The organism is Collimonas fungivorans (genome assembly GCF_001584145.1).
Classification (GTDB): Bacteria; Pseudomonadota; Gammaproteobacteria; order Burkholderiales; family Burkholderiaceae_D; genus Collimonas; species Collimonas fungivorans.
This window is the reverse complement of sequence record NZ_CP013232.1, coordinates 449,233-475,853: the sequence shown is the minus strand read 5'-3', so window position 1 is coordinate 475,853 and position 26,621 is coordinate 449,233. Positions and strand designations below refer to the sequence as shown.

At 52.9% G+C, this 26,621-nt stretch carries 25 protein-coding genes and 3 pseudogenes; 6 read left to right on the top strand and 22 right to left on the bottom strand.

What is annotated here, in order from left to right:
• Positions 1-428: 428 nt before the first annotated feature.
• From CFter6_RS24725 to CFter6_RS26240, 6 genes and pseudogenes are all read right to left on the bottom strand, one after another.
• Entirely contained in the window at positions 429-920 is a 492-nt protein-coding gene (locus CFter6_RS24725; protein ID WP_082792548.1) for a cupin domain-containing protein, read from the bottom strand.
• A gap of 260 nt (positions 921-1,180) precedes the next feature.
• Positions 1,181-1,564, bottom strand: a pseudogene (locus CFter6_RS02045) (methyl-accepting chemotaxis protein); the annotation flags it as partial.
• Between the two features lie 41 nt (positions 1,565-1,605).
• Complete coding sequence (locus CFter6_RS02040) at positions 1,606-2,526, bottom strand: SMP-30/gluconolactonase/LRE family protein (protein ID WP_061538534.1); 921 nt, start codon at positions 2,524-2,526, stop codon at positions 1,606-1,608.
• Between the two features lie 19 nt (positions 2,527-2,545).
• Positions 2,546-3,874, bottom strand: coding sequence for an MFS transporter (locus CFter6_RS02035; RefSeq protein ID WP_061538533.1), 1,329 nt, complete (start codon positions 3,872-3,874; stop codon positions 2,546-2,548).
• A gap of 10 nt (positions 3,875-3,884) precedes the next feature.
• A complete protein-coding gene (locus tag CFter6_RS26245; RefSeq protein ID WP_236904719.1) occupies positions 3,885-4,031 on the bottom strand; it encodes a hypothetical protein in 147 nt (48 codons plus the stop codon).
• Positions 3,983-4,183, bottom strand: a complete 201-nt coding sequence (locus tag CFter6_RS26240) for a hypothetical protein (protein WP_236904711.1) — start codon at positions 4,181-4,183, stop codon at positions 3,983-3,985. The genes CFter6_RS26245 and CFter6_RS26240 overlap by 49 nt, the downstream gene beginning before the upstream one ends.
• A 177-nt stretch (positions 4,184-4,360) precedes the next feature.
• On the opposite strand from CFter6_RS26240, the pseudogene CFter6_RS25380 reads away from it, so the two are divergent.
• Positions 4,361-4,551: pseudogene (locus CFter6_RS25380) on the top strand (LysR family transcriptional regulator); the annotation flags it as partial.
• A gap of 206 nt (positions 4,552-4,757) precedes the next feature.
• On the opposite strand, the pseudogene CFter6_RS02030 reads toward CFter6_RS25380, so the two are convergent.
• The 8 genes and pseudogenes from CFter6_RS02030 to CFter6_RS01995 form a co-directional block, all read right to left on the bottom strand.
• Positions 4,758-6,108: pseudogene (locus CFter6_RS02030) on the bottom strand (MFS transporter).
• A gap of 105 nt (positions 6,109-6,213) precedes the next feature.
• Entirely contained in the window at positions 6,214-7,254 is a 1,041-nt protein-coding gene (locus CFter6_RS02025) for an amidohydrolase family protein (RefSeq protein WP_061538532.1), read from the bottom strand.
• Positions 7,254-7,937 (bottom strand): RraA family protein, encoded by a 684-nt coding sequence (locus tag CFter6_RS02020; RefSeq protein WP_061538531.1) that lies wholly within the window; start codon positions 7,935-7,937, stop codon positions 7,254-7,256. The genes CFter6_RS02025 and CFter6_RS02020 overlap by 1 nt, the downstream gene beginning before the upstream one ends.
• Before the next feature lie 37 nt (positions 7,938-7,974).
• The gene (locus CFter6_RS02015; protein ID WP_061538530.1) at positions 7,975-9,177 is read right to left on the bottom strand and encodes a pyridoxal phosphate-dependent aminotransferase; all 1,203 of its coding nucleotides are present in this window, start codon (positions 9,175-9,177) and stop codon (positions 7,975-7,977) included.
• 40 nt (positions 9,178-9,217) lie between these two features.
• Complete coding sequence (locus CFter6_RS02010; RefSeq protein WP_061538529.1) at positions 9,218-9,946, bottom strand: amino acid ABC transporter ATP-binding protein; 729 nt, start codon at positions 9,944-9,946, stop codon at positions 9,218-9,220.
• Positions 9,946-10,650: an amino acid ABC transporter permease gene (locus tag CFter6_RS02005; RefSeq protein WP_061538528.1), complete on the bottom strand. Its 705-nt coding sequence runs from the start codon at positions 10,648-10,650 to the stop codon at positions 9,946-9,948. The genes CFter6_RS02010 and CFter6_RS02005 overlap by 1 nt, the downstream gene beginning before the upstream one ends.
• A gap of 1 nt (position 10,651) precedes the next feature.
• A complete protein-coding gene (locus tag CFter6_RS02000; protein WP_061538527.1) occupies positions 10,652-11,347 on the bottom strand; it encodes an amino acid ABC transporter permease in 696 nt (231 codons plus the stop codon).
• Between the two features lie 160 nt (positions 11,348-11,507).
• Positions 11,508-12,341, bottom strand: coding sequence for an ABC transporter substrate-binding protein (locus CFter6_RS01995; protein WP_061542171.1), 834 nt, complete (start codon positions 12,339-12,341; stop codon positions 11,508-11,510).
• A 436-nt stretch (positions 12,342-12,777) separates the two neighbouring features.
• On the opposite strand from CFter6_RS01995, the gene CFter6_RS01990 reads away from it, so the two are divergent.
• Positions 12,778-13,410 (top strand): IclR family transcriptional regulator, encoded by a 633-nt coding sequence (locus CFter6_RS01990; protein ID WP_236904492.1) that lies wholly within the window; start codon positions 12,778-12,780, stop codon positions 13,408-13,410.
• 101 nt (positions 13,411-13,511) lie between these two features.
• Here CFter6_RS01990 and CFter6_RS01985 read toward each other — a convergent pair whose 3' ends face one another.
• The 7 genes from CFter6_RS01985 to CFter6_RS01955 all read right to left on the bottom strand — a co-directional run bounded on the left by CFter6_RS01985 (position 13,512) and on the right by CFter6_RS01955 (position 20,967).
• Positions 13,512-13,739 (bottom strand): hypothetical protein, encoded by a 228-nt coding sequence (locus tag CFter6_RS01985; RefSeq protein ID WP_061538526.1) that lies wholly within the window; start codon positions 13,737-13,739, stop codon positions 13,512-13,514.
• Positions 13,740-13,908: 169 nt separating this feature from the next.
• Positions 13,909-15,276, bottom strand: coding sequence for an MFS transporter (locus tag CFter6_RS01980; RefSeq protein WP_061538525.1), 1,368 nt, complete (start codon positions 15,274-15,276; stop codon positions 13,909-13,911).
• Positions 15,277-15,290: 14 nt separating this feature from the next.
• The gene (locus CFter6_RS01975) at positions 15,291-16,565 is read right to left on the bottom strand and encodes an MFS transporter (protein WP_061542170.1); all 1,275 of its coding nucleotides are present in this window, start codon (positions 16,563-16,565) and stop codon (positions 15,291-15,293) included.
• A 95-nt stretch (positions 16,566-16,660) separates the two neighbouring features.
• Positions 16,661-17,695: an amidohydrolase family protein gene (locus CFter6_RS01970; RefSeq protein WP_061538524.1), complete on the bottom strand. Its 1,035-nt coding sequence runs from the start codon at positions 17,693-17,695 to the stop codon at positions 16,661-16,663.
• 224 nt (positions 17,696-17,919) lie between these two features.
• Entirely contained in the window at positions 17,920-19,245 is a 1,326-nt protein-coding gene (locus CFter6_RS01965) for an MFS transporter (protein ID WP_061542169.1), read from the bottom strand.
• 79 nt (positions 19,246-19,324) lie between these two features.
• Positions 19,325-20,275 carry a hydroxyacid dehydrogenase gene (locus CFter6_RS01960; protein ID WP_061538523.1) on the bottom strand — a complete coding sequence of 317 codons (951 nt, stop codon included), beginning with the start codon at positions 20,273-20,275 and terminating at the stop codon, positions 19,325-19,327.
• Positions 20,272-20,967: an RraA family protein gene (locus CFter6_RS01955; RefSeq protein ID WP_061538522.1), complete on the bottom strand. Its 696-nt coding sequence runs from the start codon at positions 20,965-20,967 to the stop codon at positions 20,272-20,274. Before CFter6_RS01955 ends, CFter6_RS01960 begins: the two co-directional genes overlap by 4 nt.
• Before the next feature lie 461 nt (positions 20,968-21,428).
• Between CFter6_RS01955 and CFter6_RS01950 the strand changes: the two genes are divergently transcribed.
• Positions 21,429-22,328, top strand: a complete 900-nt coding sequence (locus tag CFter6_RS01950; protein WP_061538521.1) for a LysR family transcriptional regulator — start codon at positions 21,429-21,431, stop codon at positions 22,326-22,328.
• A gap of 188 nt (positions 22,329-22,516) precedes the next feature.
• On the opposite strand, the gene CFter6_RS01945 is transcribed toward CFter6_RS01950, so the two are convergent.
• On the bottom strand, positions 22,517-23,371 hold the full coding sequence (locus tag CFter6_RS01945) for a helix-turn-helix domain-containing protein (protein WP_061538520.1): 855 nt from the start codon (positions 23,369-23,371) through the stop codon (positions 22,517-22,519).
• A 205-nt stretch (positions 23,372-23,576) separates the two neighbouring features.
• On the opposite strand from CFter6_RS01945, the gene CFter6_RS01940 reads away from it, so the two are divergent.
• The 3 genes from CFter6_RS01940 to CFter6_RS01930 are packed head-to-tail and all read left to right on the top strand — an operon-like array spanning position 23,577 to position 26,614.
• Positions 23,577-24,449, top strand: a complete 873-nt coding sequence (locus CFter6_RS01940) for a fumarylacetoacetate hydrolase family protein (protein ID WP_061542168.1) — start codon at positions 23,577-23,579, stop codon at positions 24,447-24,449.
• Between the two features lie 11 nt (positions 24,450-24,460).
• A complete protein-coding gene (locus tag CFter6_RS01935; RefSeq protein ID WP_061538519.1) occupies positions 24,461-25,246 on the top strand; it encodes an alpha/beta fold hydrolase in 786 nt (261 codons plus the stop codon).
• Between the two features lie 24 nt (positions 25,247-25,270).
• Positions 25,271-26,614, top strand: a complete 1,344-nt coding sequence (locus CFter6_RS01930) for a metal-dependent hydrolase family protein (RefSeq protein WP_061538518.1) — start codon at positions 25,271-25,273, stop codon at positions 26,612-26,614.
• Positions 26,615-26,621: the final 7 nt, after the last annotated feature.

The window sequence follows — 26,621 nt, the reverse complement described above, 5'->3', positions numbered from 1 at the left end:
TTCACCATTTTCAGGGATGCTGGAAGCAAAGTTTGGGATTTAACGGCTGGGTTAAATTTGGAGCTCACGGACGTTTTCTTTTCCGAAAAGCTTATCAAGACGTACGAGGGCCGAATCAGACAGCTTTTGCGTGAATAGAACCGCGAGCCGCTTCTTTGGGAGCGAACAAGCCACGTAAAAGAGATTCCGATTCCTTTCGTATGCAGTTCTATCAGCGGGAATGATCGTCGGATTTTCCAGCCACTCAAGGAGCTTGTTGAAATCATATTGGCTCCCCCCTTCCGGCTACAACCATTTCCGGACAAGACGACAGTTTCCTGCCAATGCCCGTTTACACAAAATTATGCACACGCCCCGTGTTGACGAGGCCCTAGTCTTCTTTAGTTATTTCCCTAGGTTGTAAAAAATATCAGCAGCGCAACTCGCTACTATTTATTCGGTGCAACTGGTGTTGCAGAAGACGGACCAAAACCAACTTCATCATACACCGCGCCATCCGCGCCGGCATAAAGCCAGTGTGCGGTTTCAGCGGGCGTGTAATAGACATCTCCAGCATGAAATACGTGAGCAAGTTCCGTGTCGACCACGTTGCCTCGACCATAATAGATGGTGCCAGCGATAACTGTTGTGAACCGTCCATCTGGATGGAAATGCGGATCATTCTTGGCATTCGGTGCGAGCCGGACGCGCGTAACATATACGCCGGATTCTTGTAGCGAACCAACAATTTGCGTTGAGAACACACCGGCTTTCCCTTCCTTCAAAACAATTGCTTCGCCCGTCAATTCCATCGGTGTCGTCGAATCTCCCTCTGCTCCATGAATGATCGCGTGTCCGTTTTGGGCCGGTTGGGCATGAAGGTTCAAGCACATGTTCGCTAAAATTAATGACGCCAAGCCCTTTTGATAAATTTTTCTCATTCAAAACTCCTCTATGTTCTTCTCAATTGTTATCGGCTGACTTATCTGATTGCTAAGCATCGAATCCGTAAAGTGTCGCAGCGTTATGAACGAAGACTTGCTCACGAATCCGCTGCGACGAAATCCAAGCAGAAATTCACTTGACGTGTGTTGTCTGCATTCTGTTTAACAATAGAGGTGAACTCTTCCATTGCCGATGCGATTTTTTCCAGCGAACTAAATTGGATAAGCTCAATTCCATAAGCAAATCAACAGAAATGCTACAGCTTGAACTGACCAACAACTTTGGACAAAGCATTCGCTTGGTCCTGAAGTGATTGCGCCGCTGCAGCTGCCTGTTCCACCAGCGCAGCATTTTGTTGCGTACCATCATCCGTCATCGAAACAGCACGATTGATTTCCTGTATTCCGGTACTTTGCTCTTGGCTTGCAGTTGCTATGTCGCGCATGATCAAAGCGACTTTTTTTACTGAATCCAAAATTTGAGACATGGTGGTCCCTGCCTGATCTACCAGTTGACTACCGTCCTCTACTTGCCCAACGGAGTCGTTGATCAGGCACTTAATTTCCTTGGCTGCGCTAGAAGATCGTTGAACAAGATTGCGTACTTCAGTAGCAACTACAGCAAAGCCATGGGAGTCCTTTGCTAAAACGGTTGTTGGTTGGATTAATTGTGCGCACATCGTCAGGCGTGCGAATACATGGGCAGACCTGGCGTCGGCACGCCGGCGCACAGGATTGAGCCGGTCTGCGATTCGGTGATGAATAGGCTCTTTCCGTCCGGTCCACCGAAAGCCAGATTTGTGGTCGAGATACCGGCATTGGAACGGATCCGTAGCAAGGGCTCAGCGAATTTGGAAAGGCGCCAGATCGAGCCGAAGCCGGTGTGGGCGATGTAAAGGCAACTCTCAGCATCCAACGCTAAGCCGTCAGGACCGGCCAGGCCACCGTGAAGATTGGCGAACACGCCAACCTTGCCCACCACGCCGCTGTTGTGCAAGGGAATGCGCCAGATCTGCTGCGCGCGGGTCACCGCCACCAGCAGGTGATTCAGCGTCGGGTCGTAGACGATGCCATTTGGGCTGGGAATGGTGTTGATAAGGCAGCTCAGCTGACCGTCGGGAGAAAGGCGATAGACGCGCCCGGTCGGATCCTGCAGGCCGGTCTGGCCCTGATCAGTGAAGTAGATCTCGCCGGCCGGTCCGAACACCAAATCGTTGACGCCTTTGAAGCCTTCCGAACCTACAGTCTCCAGCAGCGGCGAGACTTCTCCGGTGTCTGGATTTAATTGCACCAACCCGCGCTTGTAATCGGTGATGACGATGCGGCCGTTCTTGTCGATCTTCAGACCGTTGGGCCAACCGTCGTATTCTGTGACCAACTCCCACTCGCCTTCCCGCGAGATGCGGAAAATACGACCGTACGGGATATCGGTGACATACAGTCGGCCCTGACGATCAAACGATGGACCTTCGAGGAAGGAATCGATAGGCTGCCCTCCACGATTGGCGTCGCTCCATGAATTTTTCTTAGGTTTGCGGAAATGATCCGGCAGGCGCGTGAAGATAGTCGTTTCGACGGTAGGTGGAGGCGTGAAAAAGCTCATGGTCTGTTTTCCTGAAGAATTACTGCTTGCTCTTGGTGGGATCGCCGAGTGCCAGTGTGATCACCGCGCCCAGGAGGAGCGCGCTGGCCACGAAGATCAGCGGATAGGTGAAGCCTTTAGTTGCCTCACGGATGAAACCGATAATCGACGGGCCAACGAAGCCGCCGAGGTTGCCGATGGAGACGATCAGCGCCAGGCCGCCCGCGGCCGCACGGCCGGTGAGGAAGCGTGAGGGAATTGCCCAGAACGTCGCCTGGAAGGAAAGGATGGAAGCCACAGCGACGGTGATGGCCAGCATTTTCAACAGCGGATCGTTCAGGAAGGCAGAGGTCGCCACTGACACGGCGGCAGTGGTGATCGCGCCGGCGACGAAAAACAAACTCTTGTCGCTCTTGCTGGCCAGCCTTGCCCACAAGGTCATGGCGATGGCGCCGACGATGTAAGGCACGGCCGCTACTAATCCGACTTGATGAGAAGGCAGGCCGAATTCTTTGATGATCTGCGGCAGCCACAGGCCAATGCTGAGCGAACCTAGGATGCCGCAAAAGTTGGCTCCGGCCAGCACGAACACACGCCAGTTGGTGAAAGCATCGCGCAGCTTGTTGCCGTGGCGCGCAGCCAGCACGTTTTGTTCGGTATCGAGCTTGGCTTCTAGCCATTGCTTCTCGGCCGGTGTCAGCCAAGAGGCCTTGGACGGACGATCCGGCAACAGAAACAGACACATCGTGCCGAGCAGCACCGCTGGCAGTGCCTCCAGTAGCAACAGGACCTGCCAGCCCTTGTAGCCCCACAGGCCATGCATTTCCATCAGCGCGCCCGAGATCGGCGAGCCGATGATGTTGGCAACCGGAATGCCAACTAGGAAAAAGGCCGTAGCTTTGCCGCGCCACTCGCCCGGAAACCACTTGGTGAAGTACAGGTAAATGCCTGGCGTGAAGCCGGCTTCGGCCATGCCTAGGAAGAAGCGCGCCAGTGCAAAGCTCTTGGGGCCAACCACGAAGGCGGTAAGCATCGAGATCACGCCCCAGGAGATCATGATGCGCGAGATCCACATGCGTGCTCCGAAGCGATGCAGCGCCAAGTTACTGGGAATTTCAAAAAAAAAGTAGCCAATGAAGAACAAGCCGGCACCCAGGCCGAACTGCGACGGCGTCAGGCCCAGGTCCTTGTTCATGGTCAGCGCTGCGAAACCGACGTTGATTCGATCCAGGTAGCTGACCACGTAACACAGCAGGATGAAGGGAATCAGGCGACGCATCACCTTCTTCATCGTAGCCTGTTCGTTTATCGCCGTTTCGCTGGCGGCGGAGATGTCATGCGTCGTGTTGATGTCGTGTGCTTGGCTCATGTCGACCCGATCAGAAATGATACAGACGTGCGATGTCGACCAGGATGGTCTTGAGGCCCTCGATAAAGTCGGCCCATGCGGCCATCAGGTCCGGCAGTTGTGCATGCGTCAGTTTGGCTCCCGGCGTCCAAGGAAAACGGTCGTCGTAGATGTGCATGTGGCAATCGCATGCACGGGTCGGTAATTTGGTAGCAGCCCGTTCTCTGCCCGATGAATAGGTATAAGGAGACTGTGAAGAGTCGGGGAGTGATAGGAATCGGAGGCCGACGCTGGCGGCAACCAAACTGTGGCGCCAAGCGCAATAGACATTACGCCACTGCGGCGCAAGAATTCTCGACGTGTCTGTGCTGCTATTAACATCTTTGTCTCCATGTTTTCTCCGCGCTGGCAGTGGGCGAAGTTCTAGTTTGGAAGGCAGTCTACGCTGCGATTTTTTTAATGTATATTTGCTTTTATTTTGAATTTCATAAATTTCAGGAATGAATCATGGACTTTCGCGAGCTCAAGTATTTTGAAGTTATCGCCGACGAGAGACAGGTAGGACGCACTGCCGAGCGGCTCTATAAAACCCAGCCGGCCCTGACCAAATGCATAGACACCGGCTGGAAGAACAGCTGGGTGCGCCTTTGTTCGAGCGGATGGGACGCGGCATTCGTCTGACCGCGGTGGGTAGAGCCTAGCTAGTGGGAGAATTCCTATGTGATAGCTCGCAATACGCTCAAGTAGCGAGCTAGCGGGGGATGACTCAGGCGAGGCTTGTCCTGCGGTTTTCTGCATCAGATACTCTTTCTATCTTTAGATTATGCGTTCAATGCTCGTTGATTTCTTATCGATAAATGGTCCTGTGCGCTTGGAACTTTCGGCAATTCCAGACACAAGGTTATTAATCATTGCCGTATCGAATCCGAGAGAGGCTGACAAGGCTAGCTGCGCCAGCAAGCACTGCGGCACTAATAAGTACCAGCTTGTAAGGAGAAATGGAAATGGTCAGCAGCATTGCGACGATCGAGGCACCGAGTGTCTGCCCCATCAGGCGCCCAGTACCCAACATCCCGCTGGCGCCACCAGTTCGAGAGCGTGGAGCCGAACTGATGATTGTCTTATTATTCGGTGACTGGAACAGGCCAAAACCAAGGCCACAGATTGCGAAGAGCGCCGCGATGGTGATATCCGACGTAGCTCGGTCCACAATGAGCAAGGTCAGCAAACCTGCGCTCATAATTGCCAAGCCAATGCCGCCCAACAAACCTGAGGAGATCCGATCAGACAGCTTGCCTGCGACAACGCCGGTCAAAGCTACAGCGATAGGCGCGCGCGGTCAGCAGCATGCCCGCGCGCGCCGCTCCCATGCCCAGATGGTTCTGTAGCATGAATGGCAGCATGACAAAGGTCGCCATCTGCGCAGCAAAGGAGCAGAATGACGTGCCGATGGACAGCGCAAACATAGGTATGCGCAGCAGGTCCAGAGGAAGCATCGGCGCCGATTTCGACTGAACCTTCAGCAGTACCAATAAGCTCAGCACCGTGAAGACTATACAAACCAGTACAGTCTGCAGCCCCTCGACGTGGCCAATCGCATCGACCGAATATAGGAGCAGTCCAACGAATAGCATGCAGACTGCGGCACTTTTAGTATCGAACTTACGTTTGGACAGTGGGTTCAACGGCAATGCTTTGAGGCCGATGAAGAAGGCGATAAATCCTAGCGGGATATTAATGAGGAAGAGCCAATGCCAAGAAGAGAAGTGCAGGATAATGCCGGCGACCGTTGGGCCAAGCGCGGTAGCGGTGCCGGCAACAAGTGCGTTATATCCGATGGCGCGCCCAAGCATCTTGCGGGGATAGATGAAGCGAATGAGCGCAGTATTTACGCTCAGAATGCCTGCGGCCCCCATGCCCTGCAGAACGCGGGCAAGGCTCAACTGCACCATCGTACCGCTGACGGCGCAAGCTAGCGATGCAATTATGAAGAGCACTAGACCTACCAGGTATACTCGCCGGTAGCCAACAACTTCGCCGAGAGATGCCAGAGGCAGGAGAAATACCGCCATTGCAATTTGATAGCTGTTGATAATCCAGATGGCCTCAGCTTCGGTAGCCATCATGTCACGCGCAATAGAAGGTAGCGCCAGGTTCGCGATTGAGCCGTCCATCACCGCAATGGTGACAGCCAGCACTACGGCTACAATTGCCAAAATTCGCTTATTAGTCGGCAAACCATCAGCCTCATGCAACGTGCTGTCTTTTAGATTGTCTTCCACTTGTTGTTTTCCATGCTGTTACGCCCAAAGCATTTTTTGACGGCCGTCGGGCGCTATCGGTTGCTCAGTGGCCTTCGGTCAAATGCGATACACTTTTTGGGCAGTACCGCAGAACAGGGCCTTCCGTTCGTCTCCAGACAGACCTCTGGTCAGGAGCTTGAAGGCATTCCACAAGCTGACATAACCAAACATCCCCTTATCCACCGGGAAATTACTTTCAAACATGCATCGTGTAGGCCCAAACATATCGATAGCTGCCTCGATATAAGGACGCCACGCGATAGCCAGTAGCTCAGAGGTGGGCGGTGCCTCATTGAGATGAAAGTCCCATCCGCCAACTGGCATCCCAAGACCACCAAGCTTCAAATAGACATTGGGAAGCGAGGCAATCTCCTCCATCGCGGCACCCCACTCCCCCAACACTTCCGAACGTTTCTCTCTATAGGAACCAGCGCCAAGCGGCCCACCAACGTGGTTAAGAATGATGGTCGTATCTGGGCAAGTCTTCGCCAGAGATAAGACCTCTCGAAGTTGAGTGTGGTACGCCCATATGTCAAGGGTGAGGCCATGGGCTGGGAGTAAACGAACACCAGCTTGGAACTGAGGGCTCGTGAGCATTCCTGGCGGAGGTGGAATTGGGTTGGTACGGATAGCGGGTTCGCCATGCCACGCAGTGGTATTGCGAACGCCGCGCAAACGACCATTGCCTGCTGCGGTGAGCGCTTCCAGAATTGGAGCGACTTCGCTCCCCATCATCAGGTCTGCAAATCCGACAATTGCGGCGCAAGCGCGTACATGTCCATAGAGGCCGGATGCGGACTGTGCCGCCAAACCATTGATGAACTCAACTTCACCGACAGGCTTCATTGGCCCGGGGCCGTCTTGCCGGTACATGCTGCGACACTGAACGAATATAGTGGCGATGATGTTATGTCCAGAGTTGATATCGACCATTAGCTCGTCGAACAGGTATCGGCCAGTATCTCGGTCCCAGATATGATGATGTGCGTCAATGATAGGGAGGCCCGGCTCGAGGACCTCCTCTTTGGTAAGAGCAAGCCAGTCCTCGCGTACATGAAGATGCGGCGAGAGCTGGACGGGGTGGTCTGGCGCTGCCATTACTTACCTCCTACCACTTCGCACTTGAGCTTGTCCAGTGTGAACTGCACCCAAGTGCGGTCGTTCGTGCCAGCGCGAATTGCGGCCATCTGGCCGGCTTCAACATCGTTCTTTGCCTTGGCTGCCGCATGCACTTCATCCAGGTCATCGTATGCGACGCATAGCAAACCATCGCTGTCGCCGACGACCAGGTCACCGGCGTTAACGACCATGCCGCCGATGGCGATAGGAACGTTGATTTCGCCAGGACCGTCCTTGTAGGGACCACGATGAGTCACGCCGGCGGCAAAGACAGGGAAAGTACCGCTCTGAATTGCATCCAGGTCACGGACGGCGCCGTAGATGACGATTCCGCCTAGCTTACGCTGGATAGCGTGCGCCACCATCAGCTCGCCGATGATTGCATTGGTGAGGTCGCCGCCAGCGTCAACCACAACAACATCTCCTGGTTCTGCCAAGTCCAGAGCCTTGTGCACCATCAGGTTGTCGCCCGGTCGGGACTTGACGGTAATTGCTGCACCAGCGAGCTTCCCCCCCTGATGCAGCGGACGCAGCTGAGAACCAGCCGCGTTCATGCGCGACATGGAGTCGCTGATGTTCGCGACCGGAATGGAAGAAAATTTCTGGACAACCTCGCCAGAAACTTTGCGCTGACGTTCGAAAATCCGAAAACCTGCGGTCATGATGAGTTCCTATGACTATATGTAATTGAATGAAGAATTAACGCAGCGAGGCGCTGAAGCGTTGCACACGGGTGCAGGCGTCACGCAGACGCTCAGTGGAATCGGCGTACGATAGGCGGAAGTTCGGACCTTGACCGAATGCGCTGCCGTGAACTAGCGCAACACCTTCTGTTTCCAACAATGCCGTCACAAAATCCTCGTCGTTCTCAATGACTTTGCCGCCTTCGGTAGTACGACCCAGCAGTCCTTCGCAGGACGGGAAGACATAAAAAGCGCCCTCAGGAGTCGGGCAATCCAGGCCTTCTGCATCGTTCAGCATTGAAACCACTAGGTCGCGCCGCTCTTGGAATACTTTGCGGCTATTGTGGATGTAGTCTTGTGGACCATTCAAGGCCTCAACAGCCGCCCATTGTGAAATCGATGTAGCGCCCGATGTGACTTGTCCCTGTACCTTTTCCATTGCTTTAATCAACTCGACAGGGCCGGCGCCGTAACCGATACGCCAGCCGGTCATTGCGTAGGCCTTGGATACACCATTCATGGTCAAGGTACGTTCATACAGTTCGGGAGCGACTTGAGCCGGAGTGGTGAATTCGAAGCCGTCATACACAAGGTGTTCATAGATGTCGTCAGCCAGAATCCAGACATGGGGATGGCGCTTCAGAACATCCGTCAACGCTTCCAACTCCGCACGAGTGTATGCAGCCCCAGTGGGGTTAGAGGGCGAATTGAAGAGAATCCACTTGGTACGCGGGGTGATTGCACGCTCCAAATCTTCCGGTCGAAGCTTATAGTCGGTTGCGCGCGAAGTACCTATGAGCACTGGCTTGCCGCCGAACAGAGCGACTAGTTCCGGGTACGACACCCAGTACGGTGCCGGCACGATGACCTCGTCGCCAGGATTCAGCGTAGCCATCAGCGCATTGGCAATGACATGCTTGCCGCCCGAGCTGACGATGGTCTGGGCTACGCTGTAGTTCAGCTGGTTCTCGCGCTTGAACTTTGCGACGATGGCTTCGCGCAGCTCAGTGATGCCGGCAACGGCAGTGTATTTAGTCTCGCCGCGACGAATCGCGTCGTAGGCAGCCTGCTTGATGTTGTCCGGAGTATCGAAATCCGGCTGACCGGAGCTCAGTGCAATCACGTTGCGACCCTGTGCAGCCAGTTCACGGGCTTTCTGGGTAATAGCAATAGTTGCGGATGGTTTGATGCGGGAAAGCGAATGGGAAATAAATGTCATGATGAACTCGTTTAGTAACCTGTCAATGATTGGGTAGGAATTAGGCGTGGCGGATGTCTGCTACGAATTTCTGGGCACGCGGATGTTGCGGGCGCTCGAAGAAAGCTTGTGGGGTAGCGCGTTCCAGCACTTCGCCATCTGCCATGAAAATCAGGCGGTCAGCAACGTCCCGAGCGAAGCCCATTTCGTGGGTGACACAAACCATCGTCATCCCTTCGGATGCCAGCTGCTTCATTACATGCAGCACTTCGCCAACCATTTCAGGGTCCAGTGCCGATGTCGGTTCGTCAAACAGCATTACGGGAGGTTTCATTGCCAGAGCACGTGCGATTGCCACACGCTGCTGCTGGCCGCCAGACAGCTGACCAGGGTACGCCCCGGCCTTATTCGCCAGACCGACCTTCTCTAGCAGCCCCATCGCGGTGTCACGGGCTTCTTTTTCAGAGATCTTCATCACACGCATGGTCGCTAGCATCACGTTGCGAGCGACGCTCATGTGCGGGAACAGGTTGAAGGATTGGAAGACGAACCCGATACGGCTACGCAGCTTGTTGATATCAATGCCATTGCCGTGGATGTCAATCCCGTCGACGTAAATCTGTCCATTATTGATGGGCTCTAGACGATTCACGGTGCGAATCAAGGTCGATTTACCCGAGCCCGATGGGCCGCAAACGATGACTACTTCACCGCGCGACACTTCCTCGTTGACGCTACGCAGGGCATGATAATCGCCATACCACTTGTTCACATTGTTGAATCTAATCATCACGTGCTCCTGAATTGACGTTTGGTTTTAATACGGCGCTCAGCGATTCCGACCAGCGAGCTCAGGCTGTAGCAGATAGCGAAATAGGTCATCGCCAGCAGGAAGTAGACTTGGAAGGGCTTGGTCAACAACTGGGAGTTGACTGAATAAGCCGCGTAGGTAAGTTCGTTGACGCTAATGATGTAGGCCAGCGACGTGTTCTTGATGAGCGAAATCAGCTGATTTAGGATGCTCGGAATCATGTTAAACAGAGCTTGCGGCAACACCACATCCCACAGCGTCTTGATGTAGCTCATCCCCAGCGAACGAGATGCCTCGACCTGTCCTTTCGGGATGGCTTGAATGCCAGCTTTGATGACCTCGCCCAGGAAGGCAACTTCGTAGACAATGAGGGCACAAATCACGGTTGTGATGCCAGAGACTGAGGTGCCAATCAGCATGGGAACGATGAAATATGCCCAGAAAATCAGCATCAGGACAGGCAGGCCGCGGACAGTATGCACAATCGCTGCAGCTGGCATCGCGACCCAACGAACGGTGCTCGTACGCGCGATACCGCACAGGACAGCCAGCGGAAATGCGCAAGCTAGGCCGGTCACGGCAAGAATCAAGGTTAATGCCAGACCACCAATCTGACCTTGCGGAAACTCGCCGACCAGCAGTTGCAGGCCGAAACTCCTCAGAATCTCGATGTAATCGCTCATTTCAGCGCTCCTTCACTTGCAGATGACGGTTGTAGTAAGCGCCGACGGCCATGATGGTCCAAGACATTACTAAATAGAAAATTGATGCAATCGCGAAGGTTTCAAAGGTGCGGTATGTTTCGTTTTCGATTTGCCGGCTCGAATACGTCATCTCAGCCACGCCGATGGCCATTGCAAGACTGGTGGACTTGAATAGACTCAGAGATTGATTTACCAAAGGCGCCACTGATACGCGAATCGCCTGGGGTAGCAGCACGTCGCGCATCGTTTGGACATACGAGAGACCTAAGGCACGAGCTGCTTCCATTTGGGTAGTCGCGACCGACCGTAGACCACTTCGCAGGTCCTCGGACATATATGCTGCCGCATTGAGGAACAGTGCAATGAGGGCGAATATGAATTCGCCGTTGTGCTCGTTGATAAACCCGGTGATTGAAGACGGCAAAAGTTCTGGAACGCCGAAGTACCAGACGAAAATTTGTACCAGACCAGGAACGTTGCGATGGTAGTTCACATACGCTGCAATCACCCACTCCAAAGGAGCGAAGTCCAGTGCCCGCAGGGCGACGATAATGACTGCTAGAGCAAACGCGCAAATCCAGGATGTAGCGAACAGCCCTAGCGACGTGAATGCTCCTCCAATGAGCCAATCGAGGTACTGACCTTGCAATACCGCACCGAAATCGAGATTAATCATTTTTCGCTTTCTTGCTAATTCTTGCTACACCCACCAATGGGAGGGTCCTAGCACCACATTGGCGGGCAGGAATGCACGACTCAAAGATCTTTGGGCAACGCGCTCCAGAGGTCGCTCGATTTCTCGTCGACATACCTAGTTTCAAGCAAAGCAGAGTTAGTTACTGGAAGGCGGAGATCGGAGTCAGTTTCTTCTCTCGAGGAATATTGTATTTGGTACCAACACCAAACCACTTATTCCAAATTGCGTCGTTCTGACCAGATTTCTCCAGACGCTCCAATGCACCATTCACGGCGGCCAGTAGGGCTGGCTCGTCCTTTTTCACCCCCATACCCGTCGGCTCAAATGCGAGGATACCGTCCAGGAATTTGTACTTACCGTTCGATTCATTCACGAAACGCACGCCTGAAGTTTGCGACATAGCGAGCGCTTGTACCTTGTTCTGTGCCAAGGCCAAGAACGCTGAAGGGCTATCTTGGAAAGTCAGGACGGTTGCCTTCGGGAACATACGGCGAGCATACAGCTCAGGAGTCGAACCTTTGTTTGCGCTAATCCGCTTCGTTGACAAGTCATCGATCTTAGTGAAGCCGGACTCGGTGTGAGCAATCAACTTGATAGGAATCTGGTAGTGAATCGAACTGAAGTCGATTTGCTGTGCGCGCTCTTTTGTCCACCCCAGAGCCGCAATAACCAAGTCCACGCGCCCCAAGGTCAGCTCAGGAATACGTGCCTCAACGGATACCCCTTTTTGCTCCAGCTTTAGGCCCATTTCCTTAGCCATGGCCGCACACATATCCACGTCATATCCCACAACTTGACGGGTAGCAGGGTCAACAAAACCAACAGGCTCGCTACTGGTTAAAGTCGCGCAGATGAGGGTACCGCGAGCCTTTATATCGGCCAGACGGTCCGCGTAAGCTGCGACCGAGAAAGTACAGGTCACCACGGCTACCAGCATTGCCAAGTGTCTCTTGCTAATGAACTTCAAATTCATTTTCTTCCCTTTCAAGTGTTGAACGACGAAGTGCAAATAAATCATAATGCCATTATGAATTTATAACAAGCGAATTTTTCTATTAAAATTCAAATAGTTAGAGCATGCTTTGGTGCGGTGCGAAATTGTCGGAAACTCTTATGGCAATCACATTCTGGGTGCGTGAATGCTTTTATTTTCCCGTTTTTGGTGCATCGCGCCACGTGTGAAAAGTGATACGCTTAAGCGCGAAAGAAAGAAATCGAAAAACGTTTATGAAAAAAATGACAGACTCAAAATCAACCGCCGAAAAAGACGCTGCCCCTGACCGTACGGTTCTCGGCGCTGAACGTAGCCTGACCATCCTCAGCGCCTTCATTGACTCCCCGAACCCTTCGGTTTAGCGGCGCTGGAAGAGCGAACCGGCCTCTTCAAGAGCGTCATTCATCGCTACCTGATGTCCTTTATTCGTGAGGGATATGTCATCCAACGGGCCGACAATTCGTATCAACTCGGTCCACGTGCATACCAGCTCGGAAAGGCTTTTGAATCGAAATTCGACTATAAAGACTTCATCGTGCCAACCCTTGAAAAATTGGTTCACGAGACCCAGGAAAGCACAGCCTTCTATATCCGTCAGCAGGAGCAACGTCTTTGCCTTTATGCTGTCGAATCTCCGGCATCAGTCAAAGCCACTGTCAAATCAGGCTCTCTCTTCCCACTGGACCAAACCTCCAGTGCCCAGGTGCTCCGATTCTTTTCAGTTCCTGGCAATGCGGCCCGCTCTGGCGGCAAGTACGTCTGCATCTCCATGGGCATCAACAACCCCCACTCGTCCTCTATGTCCGTCCCCGTATTCGGTACCGACAATGCCTTGATTGGCTCGATGACCATCTTCGGGCTAACCCTTCGCTTCGATCCAGCTGCATTAGAGGCACTACGAGGCAAGCTTCTAGCGCTCGCCCAAGACCTATCTGTTCGCCTTGGCGCTTCGCCGAAGATTTACGTAAATCCCACTAGCGACGTATTCGACGAAGCAGCAGCGCAAGCTAAGCTACAGTTAGAACTAGGTGATACTTTTCTGATGTGATGACTTTCCCGTTTGACTCCATGCCATGGAAGTACTTGGCTCTCTGCTTTTTGACAGCATGGACAAACAAGCCAAAAGTACTGCTGATCTGGGGGGATTTACTAAAGGATGCCGACAACGTAGATCGCCGCCGAATAGCTGGAAACCATGGCAGGCACCTCTAGAGCAACCTTGAGGGCGCCATGCACATTCGTGTATTCAACCTCTACCGTTGCCATTGCGGTCAGCTTGGTCCAGATGACCCCGGAGTCAACGGAATGCCACAGATTGTTAGCGTCGGCCAGCCAGGCATCGCCTTCGGCGAAAGGATTTACCGCCAAGTCGGTCATGCCGTTGCCGTTAGGGTTCCAGGTTTGCGAACTGCCGGTGAAGGTGTGTCCATCATCCGATCGACAACAACTGGGCCGAGAACCAGATTCACCCCATTGCCATTGGTCGCGAAAACTGAGCGTGTTTGAGCGTAAAAAACCGGCACATGTAATCGTATAGCCGAAAATGTTATGTGGGTACAGTTGGCGACAAACCGACTCGTCTCAGGCTAACGCAGCAAGCCGCACCCGATAAAATCGCCGCGATCAGGAGAATGACAATGTACGGCGACGATGTCGCAGTAAGAGCGAATGCAACTAACGACGCTCCCGCTGTCTGTCCCATAAGGCGCCCAGTACCCAGCATGCCGCTTGCTGCTCCACTGCGCAATGTCGGGGCAACACTAATCATTGTGCGGTTATTGGGGGACTGGAACAACCCAAAGCCAAAGCCGCATATCGCCAGCCGTATGGCAACAAGGCCGTCCGCACTCTCCGCTGTCACGGTCAGCAAAGAAAGTAATCCGAGCGTTAAAATTGCCAGACCTATCCCTCCTAATAAACCGGCCGACATACGATCGGACATTTTGCCCGCCACTAATGCGGTCATTGCGACTGCCGCCGGCCATGCAGTCAATAGCAGCCCGGCATGCGCAGCACTTTGCCCTAAATGCTCCTGTAGGTAAAAAGGCAGCATCACATAAGCGGCTGTTTGTGCCGCAAATGAACATATGGAAGTGCCTATCGATAGCGAAAACAACGGGATTCTAAGTAAATCTGTAGGGAGCATCGGTGCGTTGGCTGGCTGAAAGCGCAACAACAAGGCGACGACGAAAACCGTGAGAATTGCACAACTTAAAATGGAGAAAATTCCCTGAAGATGCCCGATCGCGTCGACGGTATATAGCAACGAACCAACTGAAGCCATGCACAACATCGCACTTAGTACATTGTAGCGATGCTTTGCCAATGGGCTGGCCGGCAACGACCGATAGCCGATGGCTAGCACCACAACACCGATGGGAACATTGATCAGAAAAAGCCAGTGCCATGAGGCGACACTCAGTATCAGTCCGGCAACGGTAGGGCCGAGCGCTGTCGCGGAGCCGGCAACAAGCGCGTTGTAGCCAACTGCACGGCCAAGCATGTCCGCGGGATAGATAAATCTGATCAACGCAATATTCACACTCAACATTCCCGCCGCTCCGAAGCCCTGGAGAACGCGTGCAATACTCAGTTGCGCGATAGTGTTGCTTGAACCGCATGCCAACGAGGCAAGGGTGAACATCATCAAACCAATCAGGTAGATGCGGCGATAACCGACAATTTCGCCCAGTGACGCTAGCGGTAGGAGGCAAATTGCCATTGCGATCTGGTATGAATTGATGATCCAGATGGACTCTGCCGCCGTCGCATGCATGTCGCGCGCAATCGAAGGCAGAGCAAGATTGGCAATCGTGCCATCCATGACCGCCATCGCCAAGCCACAGATAACCGTGGCAATGGCAAGTCTTCGCTGATCGAATGGAAGACCATCATTTTTCTTTGCGTCTGACATTTACCCGTGCTCGATTATTTTAGTTGTCGCCCTTTAGTCTCCGGAGCGAAAAATATGACCACGGCAGCGAAAGCAAAAGCGGCAATAGTGGTACTCATTCCCAGCTCTGCCCCACCGTGCGTTGCCAGCACTCCGATGATAGAGGGGGCCAGTAATCCGCCGATACGTCCGCCATTATAGGCAAGTCCCATCAGGAAGGCACGGGACTCTGTATCCGGAATCAGTTCCGCTGTAAAAGGACCAAGTCCTGCAAAGATGCCGTTGACACTAAATCCCGTGAAGAACAACGCGACCAGCAAAATACCGGGTTGAACCGAGAGCACGTAGCAGCAGACGGAGCAGATGCCGATCCCGAGATATGAGAAAAACAAAGGACGTCGTCCAAACCGGTCCACGAAACTTCCAAATACAATAAAGCCGGCAATGGCTCCCAATTGCAAGGCCATCAGGAAATTCAGGCTGTGCAAAAAATTCAGGTGCTTTGATGCAATGAGAAAGGTTGGCGCCCAGGTGAATACGCCCCAAAAAATGTATTGGAGAAAAAAGATAAAAAAGAATGCGTGCTTAATCCCCTTCAACTCTGCGGCTGATGGCAATGAAAATCTGCGCCTGGTCTTCAATAAGCTGGCTTGCGCTCTCTTTTTCCAAACAGGCGACTCTGGCGTGCGCCGTGCAATAAAAAACATTATTACAGCGGGTAATGCCCCGATCAGATACAGAATGCGCCAACCATTGCCACCAAGACCGCCGGCAAGGTTGCCCACTACCGCCGCAGCACCGATGGCAACGATAGCCCCAATCGGCAATCCCATTTGCATGAGGGCGCCGCCGCGACCGCGATGTTTCGCCCCCCATGTTTCTGCCACTAATGCGGCTCCCGCGGTCCAGGTCCCCCCCATGCCAAGGGCCCCGCAAAAGCGCAGTGCCGCAATCACCGATATTGATGGTGCGAAGGCGATTAATCCGGAAAATATCGAATAAATCAAAATGCAGAGATAGGCTGTCCGGACCCGCCCTAACCTGTCGGAGACCCAGCCAAACAATACTCCCCCGCAAATCTGACCTGCAGCCGTTACGCTGATGAGCGCACCGATTTGCGTCTTGCTCAGATCAAATACCGTCGCCAAAGTAGGTAGTGTCAGGGAAAGCATGAACGAGTCATAGCTTTCAAACATCCAGCCCAACCCTGCGAGCAGCAGTGCAGCCCAGCCGGCAGACCCCACTTCGCGATACCAGGGCAAGGCATTGTCAGAACTGTCGGCAGTTTTGTGCGCGCTTGACGTCGAGATATATTCAGAACTGACAGATTTTATTTCTTTTTGATTTAACACTGTGTCTCCTCCTCTAGCGGGAATGGAAAAATATAAGGCGCTTCGGATAATTTCTATTCGACAGGAAGGCGATAGACATATTTGGCGGTTGCACTGAACAACGCCACTTTTTCTTGAGCCGAAGCACCGCTGGCCAGGCGCTTGAAGGCATTCCATAACACGGCATAGCTGAACATACCTTTATCGACCGGAAAATTACTTTCGAACATGCAACGTCCAACGCCGAAGAGCTCTATGCAGGTGTGTATATAAGGTCGCCAGGCTATCGCAAGATCGCTGGAAGAAGGGGCACGAGGCTGTTCGTGAAAGGTGAACCCCATTACCGGCATACCGAGGCCGCCCAGTTTTACATAGACATTCGGCAATTGTGCCAGTAGCGTCATTTGCCCTTTCCAGTCGTCGAATACCGCATCTCGCTTACCTGTGTAAGGGCCTACGCCAATCGGCCCTCCCAGATGATCCAATACGATATGCAGGTCTGGAAGCAATTTAGCCAGATCAACCAATTCCCTAAGTTGCGAGTGATACGCCCAAACGTCCAGTGACAGGCCGAGGCGCTGCAAACACGCTGCACCATTCAGGAAGCGCCGATCTCGCATCAGACTTGGCGGCGGCAGTACCGGACTTGAACGCACGGCATCATTTTCATGCCAAGCAACCGGGTTGCGGATACCTTTCAGCCTCCCGCCACTGATTGCCCGCATGGTTTCCAGAACAGGCTCCAGTTTGTCGCCGATCAAAAGATCGGCGCCGCCAACGATGGCAGCACATGGACGCAACGCACCATAAATGCCACTTTCTCCGAGCGCGGCGACACCGTTGGCGAATTCGACCTCTCCCACCGGTCGCATCTCGACCGGCCCGCTACTGCGATACATGGAGCGACATTGCACATACACGGTCTGCCGCACGTCGTGACCGCCCCACATATCCTCTTGGAATTGCGGAAAAAGATAGCGCGCGCCCGGTCGATCCCATAAATGGTGATGAGCATCAACGATCGAAATTTCAGGCTCCAGAATCGCCTCGGTATGCGTATTGAGCCAATCTTCCCGCACCGGTACGTGAGGCGTTTTGATATCTTGCATGTTATTTCCCTCTGTTAGCGGTCAGATGCGATTGTTTCGCCGGATCGCCAAGCAAAAACATAATCAGTGTACCAAGTAGCAACACCTTGGCGTTGCCCACGCAGTCGGACGCGTTTGGCGAAAACGATCAGGCAAGCGCGTAAACACGCGTGGTACAAATGCTCGGCGGTGCGGAAAAAAAGCTCATGATTCTCTTTCTATCAGGCGGTATTCAACACCCGCCATCAAACGGTCTTGGTGCAGCCAACCACCGGACTGGAACGGTTTGCCTGGTAGTCCAGAATGAGCAGGCAAATGACACTCATCATCGCCAGTATCGCCAACGGCAACAAAGCCAATGCATAGCTGCCGGTCTCTGCTTTGATCCAACCGTATACGTTCACCATCAGGCCGCCGCCAATCAGGTTTGACGCCGCATTGATTCCCGCCAGGCCGGCAGCAGCGGAGCCAGAAGCCAACCAACCGGAAGCCAGAGCCCAGAACGGCCCTTTGAATGAATAGGCACCAATCAACACACACGACAATAAAGCTATGGTGGGTAGCAATGCGGACGTCAGTTGTGCGCAAACCATGCCGCCTCCGATCATTAACAAAGGAATGGCCGTATGCCAACGACGTTCGTTCCTGCGGTCGGAATGCCGTCCCCACAAGACCATGATTACCGACGCCAGCAGATAGGGTATTGCGTTGACCATGCCGGTCTGCATCACTGTTAAGCCAAAGGATTTGATTAGTTGTGGTTGCCAAACACCAAGCACAGTGCCGGCCCCAGATGCAGTGGAGCACACCAATGCCATACCCAGCACTTCCTTGCTACGAAACAACTTCCATAGCGAGACGTGCGAAATTAGTTTGCTTTCAGCTCTTTCTTTCTGAATGCGCGCGGACAACCAGTCGCGTTGCTCTGTACCAAGCCAATGCGCTTGTTCGGGACGGTCAGTCAGAAAAAATAAACAGACAAATCCGAGCAGCACAGTAGGCAACCCTTCCAGAATGAATAGCCATTGCCAACCATGTAATCCCAGCGTGCCATCGATCTGCAGCAACATGGCCGAAATCGGCGATCCGATGAAACTGGCTGCAGGGATCGAAACCATGAATATCGCAACGATACGCGCGCGATACGCAGACGGCACCCAATATGTCAGATATAGCAATACTCCTGGAAAGAAGCCCGCTTCGGCAGCGCCCAGAAAGAAACGTAGAACGAATAGCGATGGCCCCCCTTGAACAAAAGCCGTGCTTGCGGACACAAGGCCCCAGGTCACCATGATGCGGGCGATCCACTTACGCGCGCCGAATTTTTGCAGGGCGAGATTACTAGGCACCTCAAAAATGAAATACGAAATGAAAAACAAGCTGCTGGCAAAGCCGTATGCTTTGGGCGAAATGCCGAGATCATGATTCATCTGCAGCGCCGCCATGCCGATATTGCCGCGATCAATAAATGCCAGCAGATAGCAAACCATCAGAAACGGGATGATGCGAAGAATGACCTTCCTCATCGTTTCTTTTTCCAGGCTGTTGATATTTTTTATTGTCGTTTCCATCATCTTCCTCCAACGTCATGGCCGGCTGCCGTGGCACAAAACATGTGTCTGCGTAACGCAAGCAAGTCAGCCAGATCGCCTACGCGACCGCATTTTCGGTAGCAAGTGCATTTAGAACGTTTTGTGCCGAAGCTATTCCCATGCCGATATAGGCATCCGCAGTAACGCCCCCGATATGCGGCGAAAGGATCACGTTAGGCACATTCTCAAAATGATGCGGACCGACGAATGGCTCGATCTGGAAGCTGTCCAGGCCGGCTGCTCGAATTTTTCCGCTTTGCAGTGATTCGAGCAAAGCTTCTTCATCGATCAGCCCACCGCGAGCGGTATTGACGATGATGGCGCCGTCGCGCATTGCCGCCAATGAATCGCGATTGATCATCTGCTTGTTTTCGGCTGTCAGCGGGCAATGCAGCGACAACACATCAGCTGTTGCCAGTAGCTCAGTCAATTCAGTTTTAGCGATGCCTTCTGGAACTTGCCTGGCATAAGGGTCATGAGCAATGACATGCATGCCCAGCGCCAAGCCGACTTCAGCTACGCGCAAGCCAATGGCGCCCAAGCCAACCAAGCCAAGCGTGCGGCCTTTAAGCTCCAAGCTTTTATGCGTCGCTTTATCCCAATGTCCGGCGTGCATGCGTTGATCCAGGCCCACGACATTCTTCGCACAGGCAAAAATCAATGCCCATGTATGTTCAGCGACCGCCGGTGCATTTGCACCGGCAGCAGCGACTACTGCGATACCTTTCGATTTTGCATAACTGATATCGATCGTATCGATGCCAGTCCCGTGCTTCGAAATAACGAGCAAGCCGCTACAAACGTCAATGATCCGTGCCGTGATTTTTCCGTAGCGAACGATGATGGCCACCGGTTGATGCTGTGTGCAGAGACTGGCCAAGTGTTCTTCGTCCGGCGTCTTACCGGCATAGACAATCTCAAAACTATTTAGCAGGGACAACGCTTGCGCAGCTAAATCGGCGCCAGTGACAAGAATCACCGGTTTTCTGTTGGGGATTCCAATGCTCATAGTTGCTCTCCTTCCTTCAGCACGCCGGCTTTGCGCAGCGCGCCGTCGAGCCAGCTTGGACGTAACTGCTCACGATTGCGGATGCCTTTTATCCGTGCAGTTTCATCGTCTACTTTTTGCTTTGCCAGCGGCAACAGGGATGCTACTTTTTCACGTTCGACAACAACCACACCGTCAGCGTCGGCGACGATCAAATCACCTGGATTGACCGCTGTTCCGCCCACCGATACCGTCCAGTTGACGCGCCCTGGGACCAGCTTGGTTGGCCCGTTCGGATTAGCGCCAACCGCATATACCGGAAAACCTAAATCACGGATTGCTTCTGTATCGCGTACAGAACCAAAAATCACCACACCGGCAACGCCGATGGCCTGGCATTGGGAGATCATGATCTCTCCCATCAACGCACAAGTTTCATCGCCTTTGCCGTCTATGACCAATACGTCACCCGGCTTGGCGATCGCCATCGCTGCATGAATCATCAGGTTGTCACCAGGACGAACTTCTACCGTGAGTGCCGGTCCGGCAATACGCATCGTCGGCGACAACGGAGCGATTCGACTGGACAATGTGCCGCGGCGACCTGCAACGTCAGCCAAAATTGACGAAGGATATTGCGCGGCGTCATCGACCAACTCTGCTGATATTCGGGTGAATTCGCGGATAACGTCTGGTTGAGTGGAGTTGCTCATATTTTTTCCTGTTGGTGAAAACAATTAACAAATTGGAGAAAGTGAAAATGCATCAAAAGCCGTAAAGCATCGCAAGGTTCTTAGCGGAATCGACCGAACGTAACGTTGCGCCAAACGCGATAGGGAAACGCCTATCGGCGATCGGCGTGTGACAGCCCTATGCGTCTGTAGGACAACTTAATTTGAGGGAGCGGGGATATCTCATGGAATCGGGTGCGAACATCTCGATTCACAACATCGAACTGACACGAAGCTCGCATATGCGGCTCTGAACGCCGCGCCAGCGCACGCGATGATTTTTCGACTGCATTGTTCATACCTGTCTCCATTTTCCGTGCCCGGATGCATGCTCGTGAAAGAACATCGGGCTACTTTTTTTATTTGAATGGAGTATAGAATCACGGATCTATAATGTATATTTACTAATTGTTTAACATTAATAACTTTTAGGAATAGTTCAAATGGACTTTCGCGACCTGAAATATTTTGAAGTAATTGCCCGAGAGGGTAATTTGGGGCGGGCAGCAGAAAAATTATTCAGAACTCAGCCGGCATTAACGAAATGCATACATCGTCTTGAAGAGTCGCTGGGAGCCAAACTGTTCGAGCGCGACGGTCGCGGTATCCGATTGACGGCTGCAGGTACGGTGCTGCTATCGCGAACACGGAAAATGGGAATCATGTTTGAGGACACTGCCCGCGAAATGAACGATTATGCAAAAGGCCTGAAGGGCCATATCCGACTGGGCTGTGTACCAACCCTGGCGGAACATTTGCTACCGCAAGTCTGCCAGGAACTGTTGGCAGAAGCGCCGGACGTTACGATCCAACTGATGGTGTCAATGAATGATGCCTTGTTGGAGGCGTTAAATGGAGGTGACCTGGACCTCGCAGTCGGACCTATCGTCCAGTCGGATGCCGATGTTGAATCGGAGCAAATTGTCGAAGACGAAGTCGTGGTGCTGGCAGCAAAAGATCATCCAATTTTTAAAAGGCGCTACACCCTGAAAGACCTTCTCGACTACCGCTGGGTATTGCCTGCCACAACCGTGGCAAGCCGGCAATGGTTGGACCAAACCTTTGATCGAAACAGGCTACCGAGACCACAGGTACAAATCGAACCGACCGTACTGAACATGATTCTGCCGTTAATAGAAAAAACCGGATTGCTTGGGTTCGCGACAAGAGCAAATTTACAATCTGGAAAAACATCGCTGCGGGAAGTTGTGCTGAAAGAGACGACCATGCAAAGACGCCTTGGAATCGCCTATCGAAAGAACGCTTACCTGTCCCCTGCGGCCCAACGACTCGTGACATTACTGCGCTTGCGAGGAAAAAGTCTGTTAATTAAAAAAAATTAGCTGTATTAACTCAAACTTGATCTGACATGGAGTGCGAGGTCGAATCTAGATCGACCAGCGATTCGATTGGCTGTAATCGCCACAAGCCGCCGGTCGATGGACTAACTCAATAGTAGACTTGTCATGGCACAAAAACCATTAGTTCAATTCAAATCGCCTAGACCACGCATACGGTGCAGCAGGTGTAGTTAGAGAGGAAGGCCTGTAACCGTGGCAGGTAAGTTGCCAGTGGCTGCGCGGCGGAAAATGGATGGAGATACTCCTGTATGTTCCTTGAAAAACCGGGAAAAGTTGCCTGGCGCTGAAAATCCCAGATCTAAAGCGACCCAGGTCAGTGGCCCCCCTTCCGTGATCAATCGTCGCATGGCTTCCTCGACACGCACTGCGCTCCAAAAAACCTGAGGCGTAGTGTTCAGTTGATCTCGGAACAGAGTAAAAAAATGGGCGCGAGAAAGACCAACTTTCAGGGCGACTTCCTCGACGGTGATTTTTTCCGCAACGTTTTCTCGCATGATTGAAATTGCCGCCCGGAGCCGGTGATCCAGCGTCGACATGCCCAGTCCTTTTTGAACACCCGGGCAGGAATCAGCAGTTGCATCGATAGCCGCGGTAATGAGCTTCTCCACTTCGTCGTTCATCAATGACGTCGCTCTTTGAGGAGACAGGATCAAGTCCAGTACCTTCCAACACGCCTGACGAAGAGCAAGATCGATCGGAATACGAGGAGAAGGAAATACAAAAGGCTGCCCCGTTTCTTTCCTTCGCTGATTTAACCACTGACGCGAAATCATAAACACCAAAAAGACGGCGGGGCCTTTGTCATCCAGCAACGTCATGTCATGCGACTGGTAAGCGTTAGTAGCCAGTCCTACATCTTGATCGTACTGTACTAGCTCATCGCCAACCCGTGCTTGAGCGCGAGTTCCTCCCAGCCAGAAAGCAATTTGGGATTCTGAATGAGAATGGGATACGAGGTCAGCCCGTGATTCCAACACGATGGCCTGCCCAAATGCTCCCTCGTAGAAAGCGTATGCCTCTGCCATTTTGTCTCCTTGCCCCTAGGTTCGGAGCTTATTTTTTCCGCTTCCCAATCTTAGTCTCTTTTTGTCTTTTTTTGAAACAATCAGACTCTGCGATACGCAGCCAGATAGCACGATAAGCGCAGTACGCACATCGTTTCTACACTCCGTACACGGTCAACAAAGCCAGTGATTGGGACCGGATCAAAACTACATGGAGGAGTACGAAATGAGAATTGCTACTTATCAGTTAAATGGCCAGCGTTATGTTGGAACTGTCTCAGCGGACGGGACTCAGGTGACACCGTTAAGTTTTACAAAAGAACAAGCTTCTAAGGGTGCCTTAGCTGTTATTGACTCTCTGGTTGAAAGCAATAAATTGCCGCCGTCAAACGGTCAGGCTGTCGCGATTAGCGAAGTCCAGCTTGAGGCTCCATTGCCAGTACCACGTCGCAATCTGTGGTGCGTGGGACGAAACTATCACGCTCATGCCCAAGAACTTCAAGCATCGGTTTTCAAGGACAACGATGCAAATCCGGAGTCATGGCCCATTGTTTTCACAAAAGTGCCCGAATGCGTGGTCGGCCCATACGATGATGTGAAAGTGCCGGCCAGCAATATCTCTGAGCAAATTGACTATGAAGCCGAACTGGCGGTTGTAATTGGCAAAGGCGGCAAGAACATCAGCCGTGGCGACGCCATGCAACATGTCTTCGGTTATACCGTCGTCAATGATGTTACGGCGCGTGATGTACAAATGCGCCATCAGCAATGGGATATGGGCAAATCCTTCGATACCTTCTGCCCGATGGGTCCTTGGCTTGTAACAGCTGATGAACTCGACGGCACCAAAACTCGCGTGCGATGCTGGGTCAACGGAGAATTGCGCCAGGACGGCCCTACAGAGAACCTGATCTTCGATATTCCCACGTTGATTGAAACGGTCTCACGCGGTATCACGCTGTATCCAGGAGACATTATCGCCACAGGAACCCCCGCAGGTGTAGGTCTTGGCATGAAGCCCCCACGCTTTTTGAAGGCCGGTGATGTGGTGCGCATCGAGATTGACGGTCTGGGCGTCATTGAGAACAAGTTCTCTTGAGGGGGACTGCGATGACGACACAATTTATCGAAAATCTTGCAGTTGAGATCGAAGGTGACGGCGTGCCAATCGTCTGCGTGCATGGGCTAGGCGGCACCAGCAATACCTGGACACCTCTCATGTCCGCAATACAAGGTCATCGGATCATCCGCATTGATCTGTCAGGTAGTGGTCGCTCCGCCCCGGTTCCCGGCGAGCTTAGCATCGAACGTCTGTGCGAGGCCGTGCTGAAAGTATGCCGTGGACTTGATGTCGCTAAAGCACATTTTGTGGGGCATTCAATGGGCACGATCATCTGTCAGCACATTGCCACGCATAACCCAGAGCAGGTACTCAGTCTCGCGCTGTTCGGTCCCCTGATCTGCCCCCCAGATGCCGGTCGGCCGGCGATCCTTGCCCGTGCTGACAAGGCTGCTACGGGCGGTCCCGCAGCCATGCAGGAAATTGCCGACGCCATCGTGGCAGGGGCGATCAGCAAGGAGACTAAGGAACAGCAGCCAGCCGTTGTCGCATTGGTACGGGAAAGCGTAATGCGCCAATCTCCCGAAGGTTATGCCCAAAGTTGCAAGGCCCTGGCAGGTGCACAAGGGGCTGCGCTTGAGGAAATTTCTGCCCCCACGCTGCTAGTGACGGGCGACCAAGACGGTGTTGCCCCACCGCCCGCAGTAACTGCGATGAAAGAACGGATCGCTGATAGCCGCATGATCGTGCTGGAAGGATGCGGTCACTGGACAACGTTCGAGAAACCACGCGAGTGTATGCGGGAACTCAAAAGCTTTTATCAATCTATAAATTAAATCCTGATACAGGAGGAGACAAACATGGAAAAGACTTTATTTACCGACGTCATGATTTTTGACGGTAGTGGTGACGACGTATTAAAGGGTGAAGTCCTTGTCGAAGGCAATCGCATCATTGAAGTTTCTCGTTCGAACGCTCCTCTGAACGTTGAATCTGCACGCATTATCAATGGAAAGGGCAAGTTTCTGATGCCCGGCATGACCGAAGCACATACGCATTTTTCGTGGAACGACCAACCTTCGCTGTCGGCAATCCAGATGATGCCCCCCGAGGAACACATCCTGTGGTGCATCCGCGTGGCCAGGCGTTACCTGGAAATGGGCTGGACTTCCGCGATTGGTGCTGCTGCCGCTAAACCGAGGCTGGACGTCGTGCTGCGTAATGCAATCAATGCTGGAGAATTTCCAGGGCCGCGTTATCTTGCAGGCAGTCAAGAAATTACGACGATCGGAGCATTGGGCGACAATACGCTTCCCCATTTGCCTTTTGAAGAATTGAGCTTCGGCAGTGTATGCAGTGGCCCTGAGGAAATTCGCCGCTCAGCACGCACGTTTATCAAGTACGGGGTAGACCACCTGAAGATCAACTTGTCCGGCGAATATATTGCCGGCCTGCCAGCAGAAATGTCTCCCTTCTCAGAAGAGGAAGTGGCGATGCTGAGCAGCGAGGCAAAGCGATATGGCAAGCGCATGGCGGCACACGCGCGATCAAGCGAGTCCGTCAAGATGTGCGTACGCCACGGTATCGAAATGGTGTATCACGCCAGCTTTGCAGATGAAGAGGCACTCGATATGCTTGAGGCGAACAAGGAAAAGCACTTTGTCGCTCCCGGCATTGGCTGGCTAATTCGCACATCGTTCAATGCGTCCGATTACGGTATTACGCCGGAACTGGCTGCAACGATGGGGTATAAGCGCGAACTAGAAATTGCATCCGATTCGCTGCGCAAAATGCACAAACGAGGCATTCGTATCCTGCCAGGCGGAGACTATGGCTTTGCCTGGATGCCGCACGGCACCAATGCTAACGATCTTCAATACTTCGTCGACTATATCGGGATGACGCCCACGGAGGCACTGCTCTCCGCAACAAGACTGGGCGGCGAGATCATGCAACGTCCAGATGAGTTGGGTCAGGTGCGTCCTGGTTTCCTTGCTGACATTGTACTGGTAGACGGCAATCCTCTTGAAGATCTCAGTATCCTCACCGATCCGGTAAAAATTGCACTGGTGATGAAGGATGGCGTGATCTACAAAGAGTGCAAGGACGTGCGTCCGCCAACCGCTGCACTGCGTCTTGCCGATGAAGAGCGTGCAATGATCGATGGCGGAGTCAAGAAGGCACTCCAGACTGAACTGCGTTAAGCATGTT

Excerpts from the sequence above, each read along its gene's own strand:
- CFter6_RS24725 (WP_082792548.1), bottom strand. The coding sequence starts at position 920 with ATGAGAAAAATTTATCAAAAGGGCTTGGCGTCATTAATTTTAGCGAAC.
- CFter6_RS02040 (WP_061538534.1), bottom strand. The coding sequence starts at position 2,526 with ATGAGCTTTTTCACGCCTCCACCTACCGTCGAAACGACTATCTTCACG.
- CFter6_RS02035 (WP_061538533.1), bottom strand. The coding sequence starts at position 3,874 with ATGAGCCAAGCACACGACATCAACACGACGCATGACATCTCCGCCGCC.
- CFter6_RS26245 (WP_236904719.1), bottom strand. The coding sequence starts at position 4,031 with ATGCACATCTACGACGACCGTTTTCCTTGGACGCCGGGAGCCAAACTG.
- CFter6_RS26240 (WP_236904711.1), bottom strand. The coding sequence starts at position 4,183 with ATGTCTATTGCGCTTGGCGCCACAGTTTGGTTGCCGCCAGCGTCGGCC.
- CFter6_RS02025 (WP_061538532.1), bottom strand. The coding sequence starts at position 7,254 with ATGGCAGCGCCAGACCACCCCGTCCAGCTCTCGCCGCATCTTCATGTA.
- CFter6_RS02020 (WP_061538531.1), bottom strand. The coding sequence starts at position 7,937 with ATGACCGCAGGTTTTCGGATTTTCGAACGTCAGCGCAAAGTTTCTGGC.
- CFter6_RS02015 (WP_061538530.1), bottom strand. The coding sequence starts at position 9,177 with ATGACATTTATTTCCCATTCGCTTTCCCGCATCAAACCATCCGCAACT.
- CFter6_RS02010 (WP_061538529.1), bottom strand. The coding sequence starts at position 9,946 with ATGATTAGATTCAACAATGTGAACAAGTGGTATGGCGATTATCATGCC.
- CFter6_RS02005 (WP_061538528.1), bottom strand. The coding sequence starts at position 10,650 with ATGAGCGATTACATCGAGATTCTGAGGAGTTTCGGCCTGCAACTGCTG.
- CFter6_RS02000 (WP_061538527.1), bottom strand. The coding sequence starts at position 11,347 with ATGATTAATCTCGATTTCGGTGCGGTATTGCAAGGTCAGTACCTCGAT.
- CFter6_RS01995 (WP_061542171.1), bottom strand. The coding sequence starts at position 12,341 with ATGAATTTGAAGTTCATTAGCAAGAGACACTTGGCAATGCTGGTAGCC.
- CFter6_RS01990 (WP_236904492.1), top strand. The coding sequence starts at position 12,778 with ATGTCCTTTATTCGTGAGGGATATGTCATCCAACGGGCCGACAATTCG.
- CFter6_RS01985 (WP_061538526.1), bottom strand. The coding sequence starts at position 13,739 with ATGACCGACTTGGCGGTAAATCCTTTCGCCGAAGGCGATGCCTGGCTG.
- CFter6_RS01980 (WP_061538525.1), bottom strand. The coding sequence starts at position 15,276 with ATGTCAGACGCAAAGAAAAATGATGGTCTTCCATTCGATCAGCGAAGA.
- CFter6_RS01970 (WP_061538524.1), bottom strand. The coding sequence starts at position 17,695 with ATGCAAGATATCAAAACGCCTCACGTACCGGTGCGGGAAGATTGGCTC.
- CFter6_RS01965 (WP_061542169.1), bottom strand. The coding sequence starts at position 19,245 with ATGGAAACGACAATAAAAAATATCAACAGCCTGGAAAAAGAAACGATG.
- CFter6_RS01960 (WP_061538523.1), bottom strand. The coding sequence starts at position 20,275 with ATGAGCATTGGAATCCCCAACAGAAAACCGGTGATTCTTGTCACTGGC.
- CFter6_RS01955 (WP_061538522.1), bottom strand. The coding sequence starts at position 20,967 with ATGAGCAACTCCACTCAACCAGACGTTATCCGCGAATTCACCCGAATA.
- CFter6_RS01950 (WP_061538521.1), top strand. The coding sequence starts at position 21,429 with ATGGACTTTCGCGACCTGAAATATTTTGAAGTAATTGCCCGAGAGGGT.
- CFter6_RS01945 (WP_061538520.1), bottom strand. The coding sequence starts at position 23,371 with ATGGCAGAGGCATACGCTTTCTACGAGGGAGCATTTGGGCAGGCCATC.
- CFter6_RS01940 (WP_061542168.1), top strand. The coding sequence starts at position 23,577 with ATGAGAATTGCTACTTATCAGTTAAATGGCCAGCGTTATGTTGGAACT.
- CFter6_RS01935 (WP_061538519.1), top strand. The coding sequence starts at position 24,461 with ATGACGACACAATTTATCGAAAATCTTGCAGTTGAGATCGAAGGTGAC.
- CFter6_RS01930 (WP_061538518.1), top strand. The coding sequence starts at position 25,271 with ATGGAAAAGACTTTATTTACCGACGTCATGATTTTTGACGGTAGTGGT.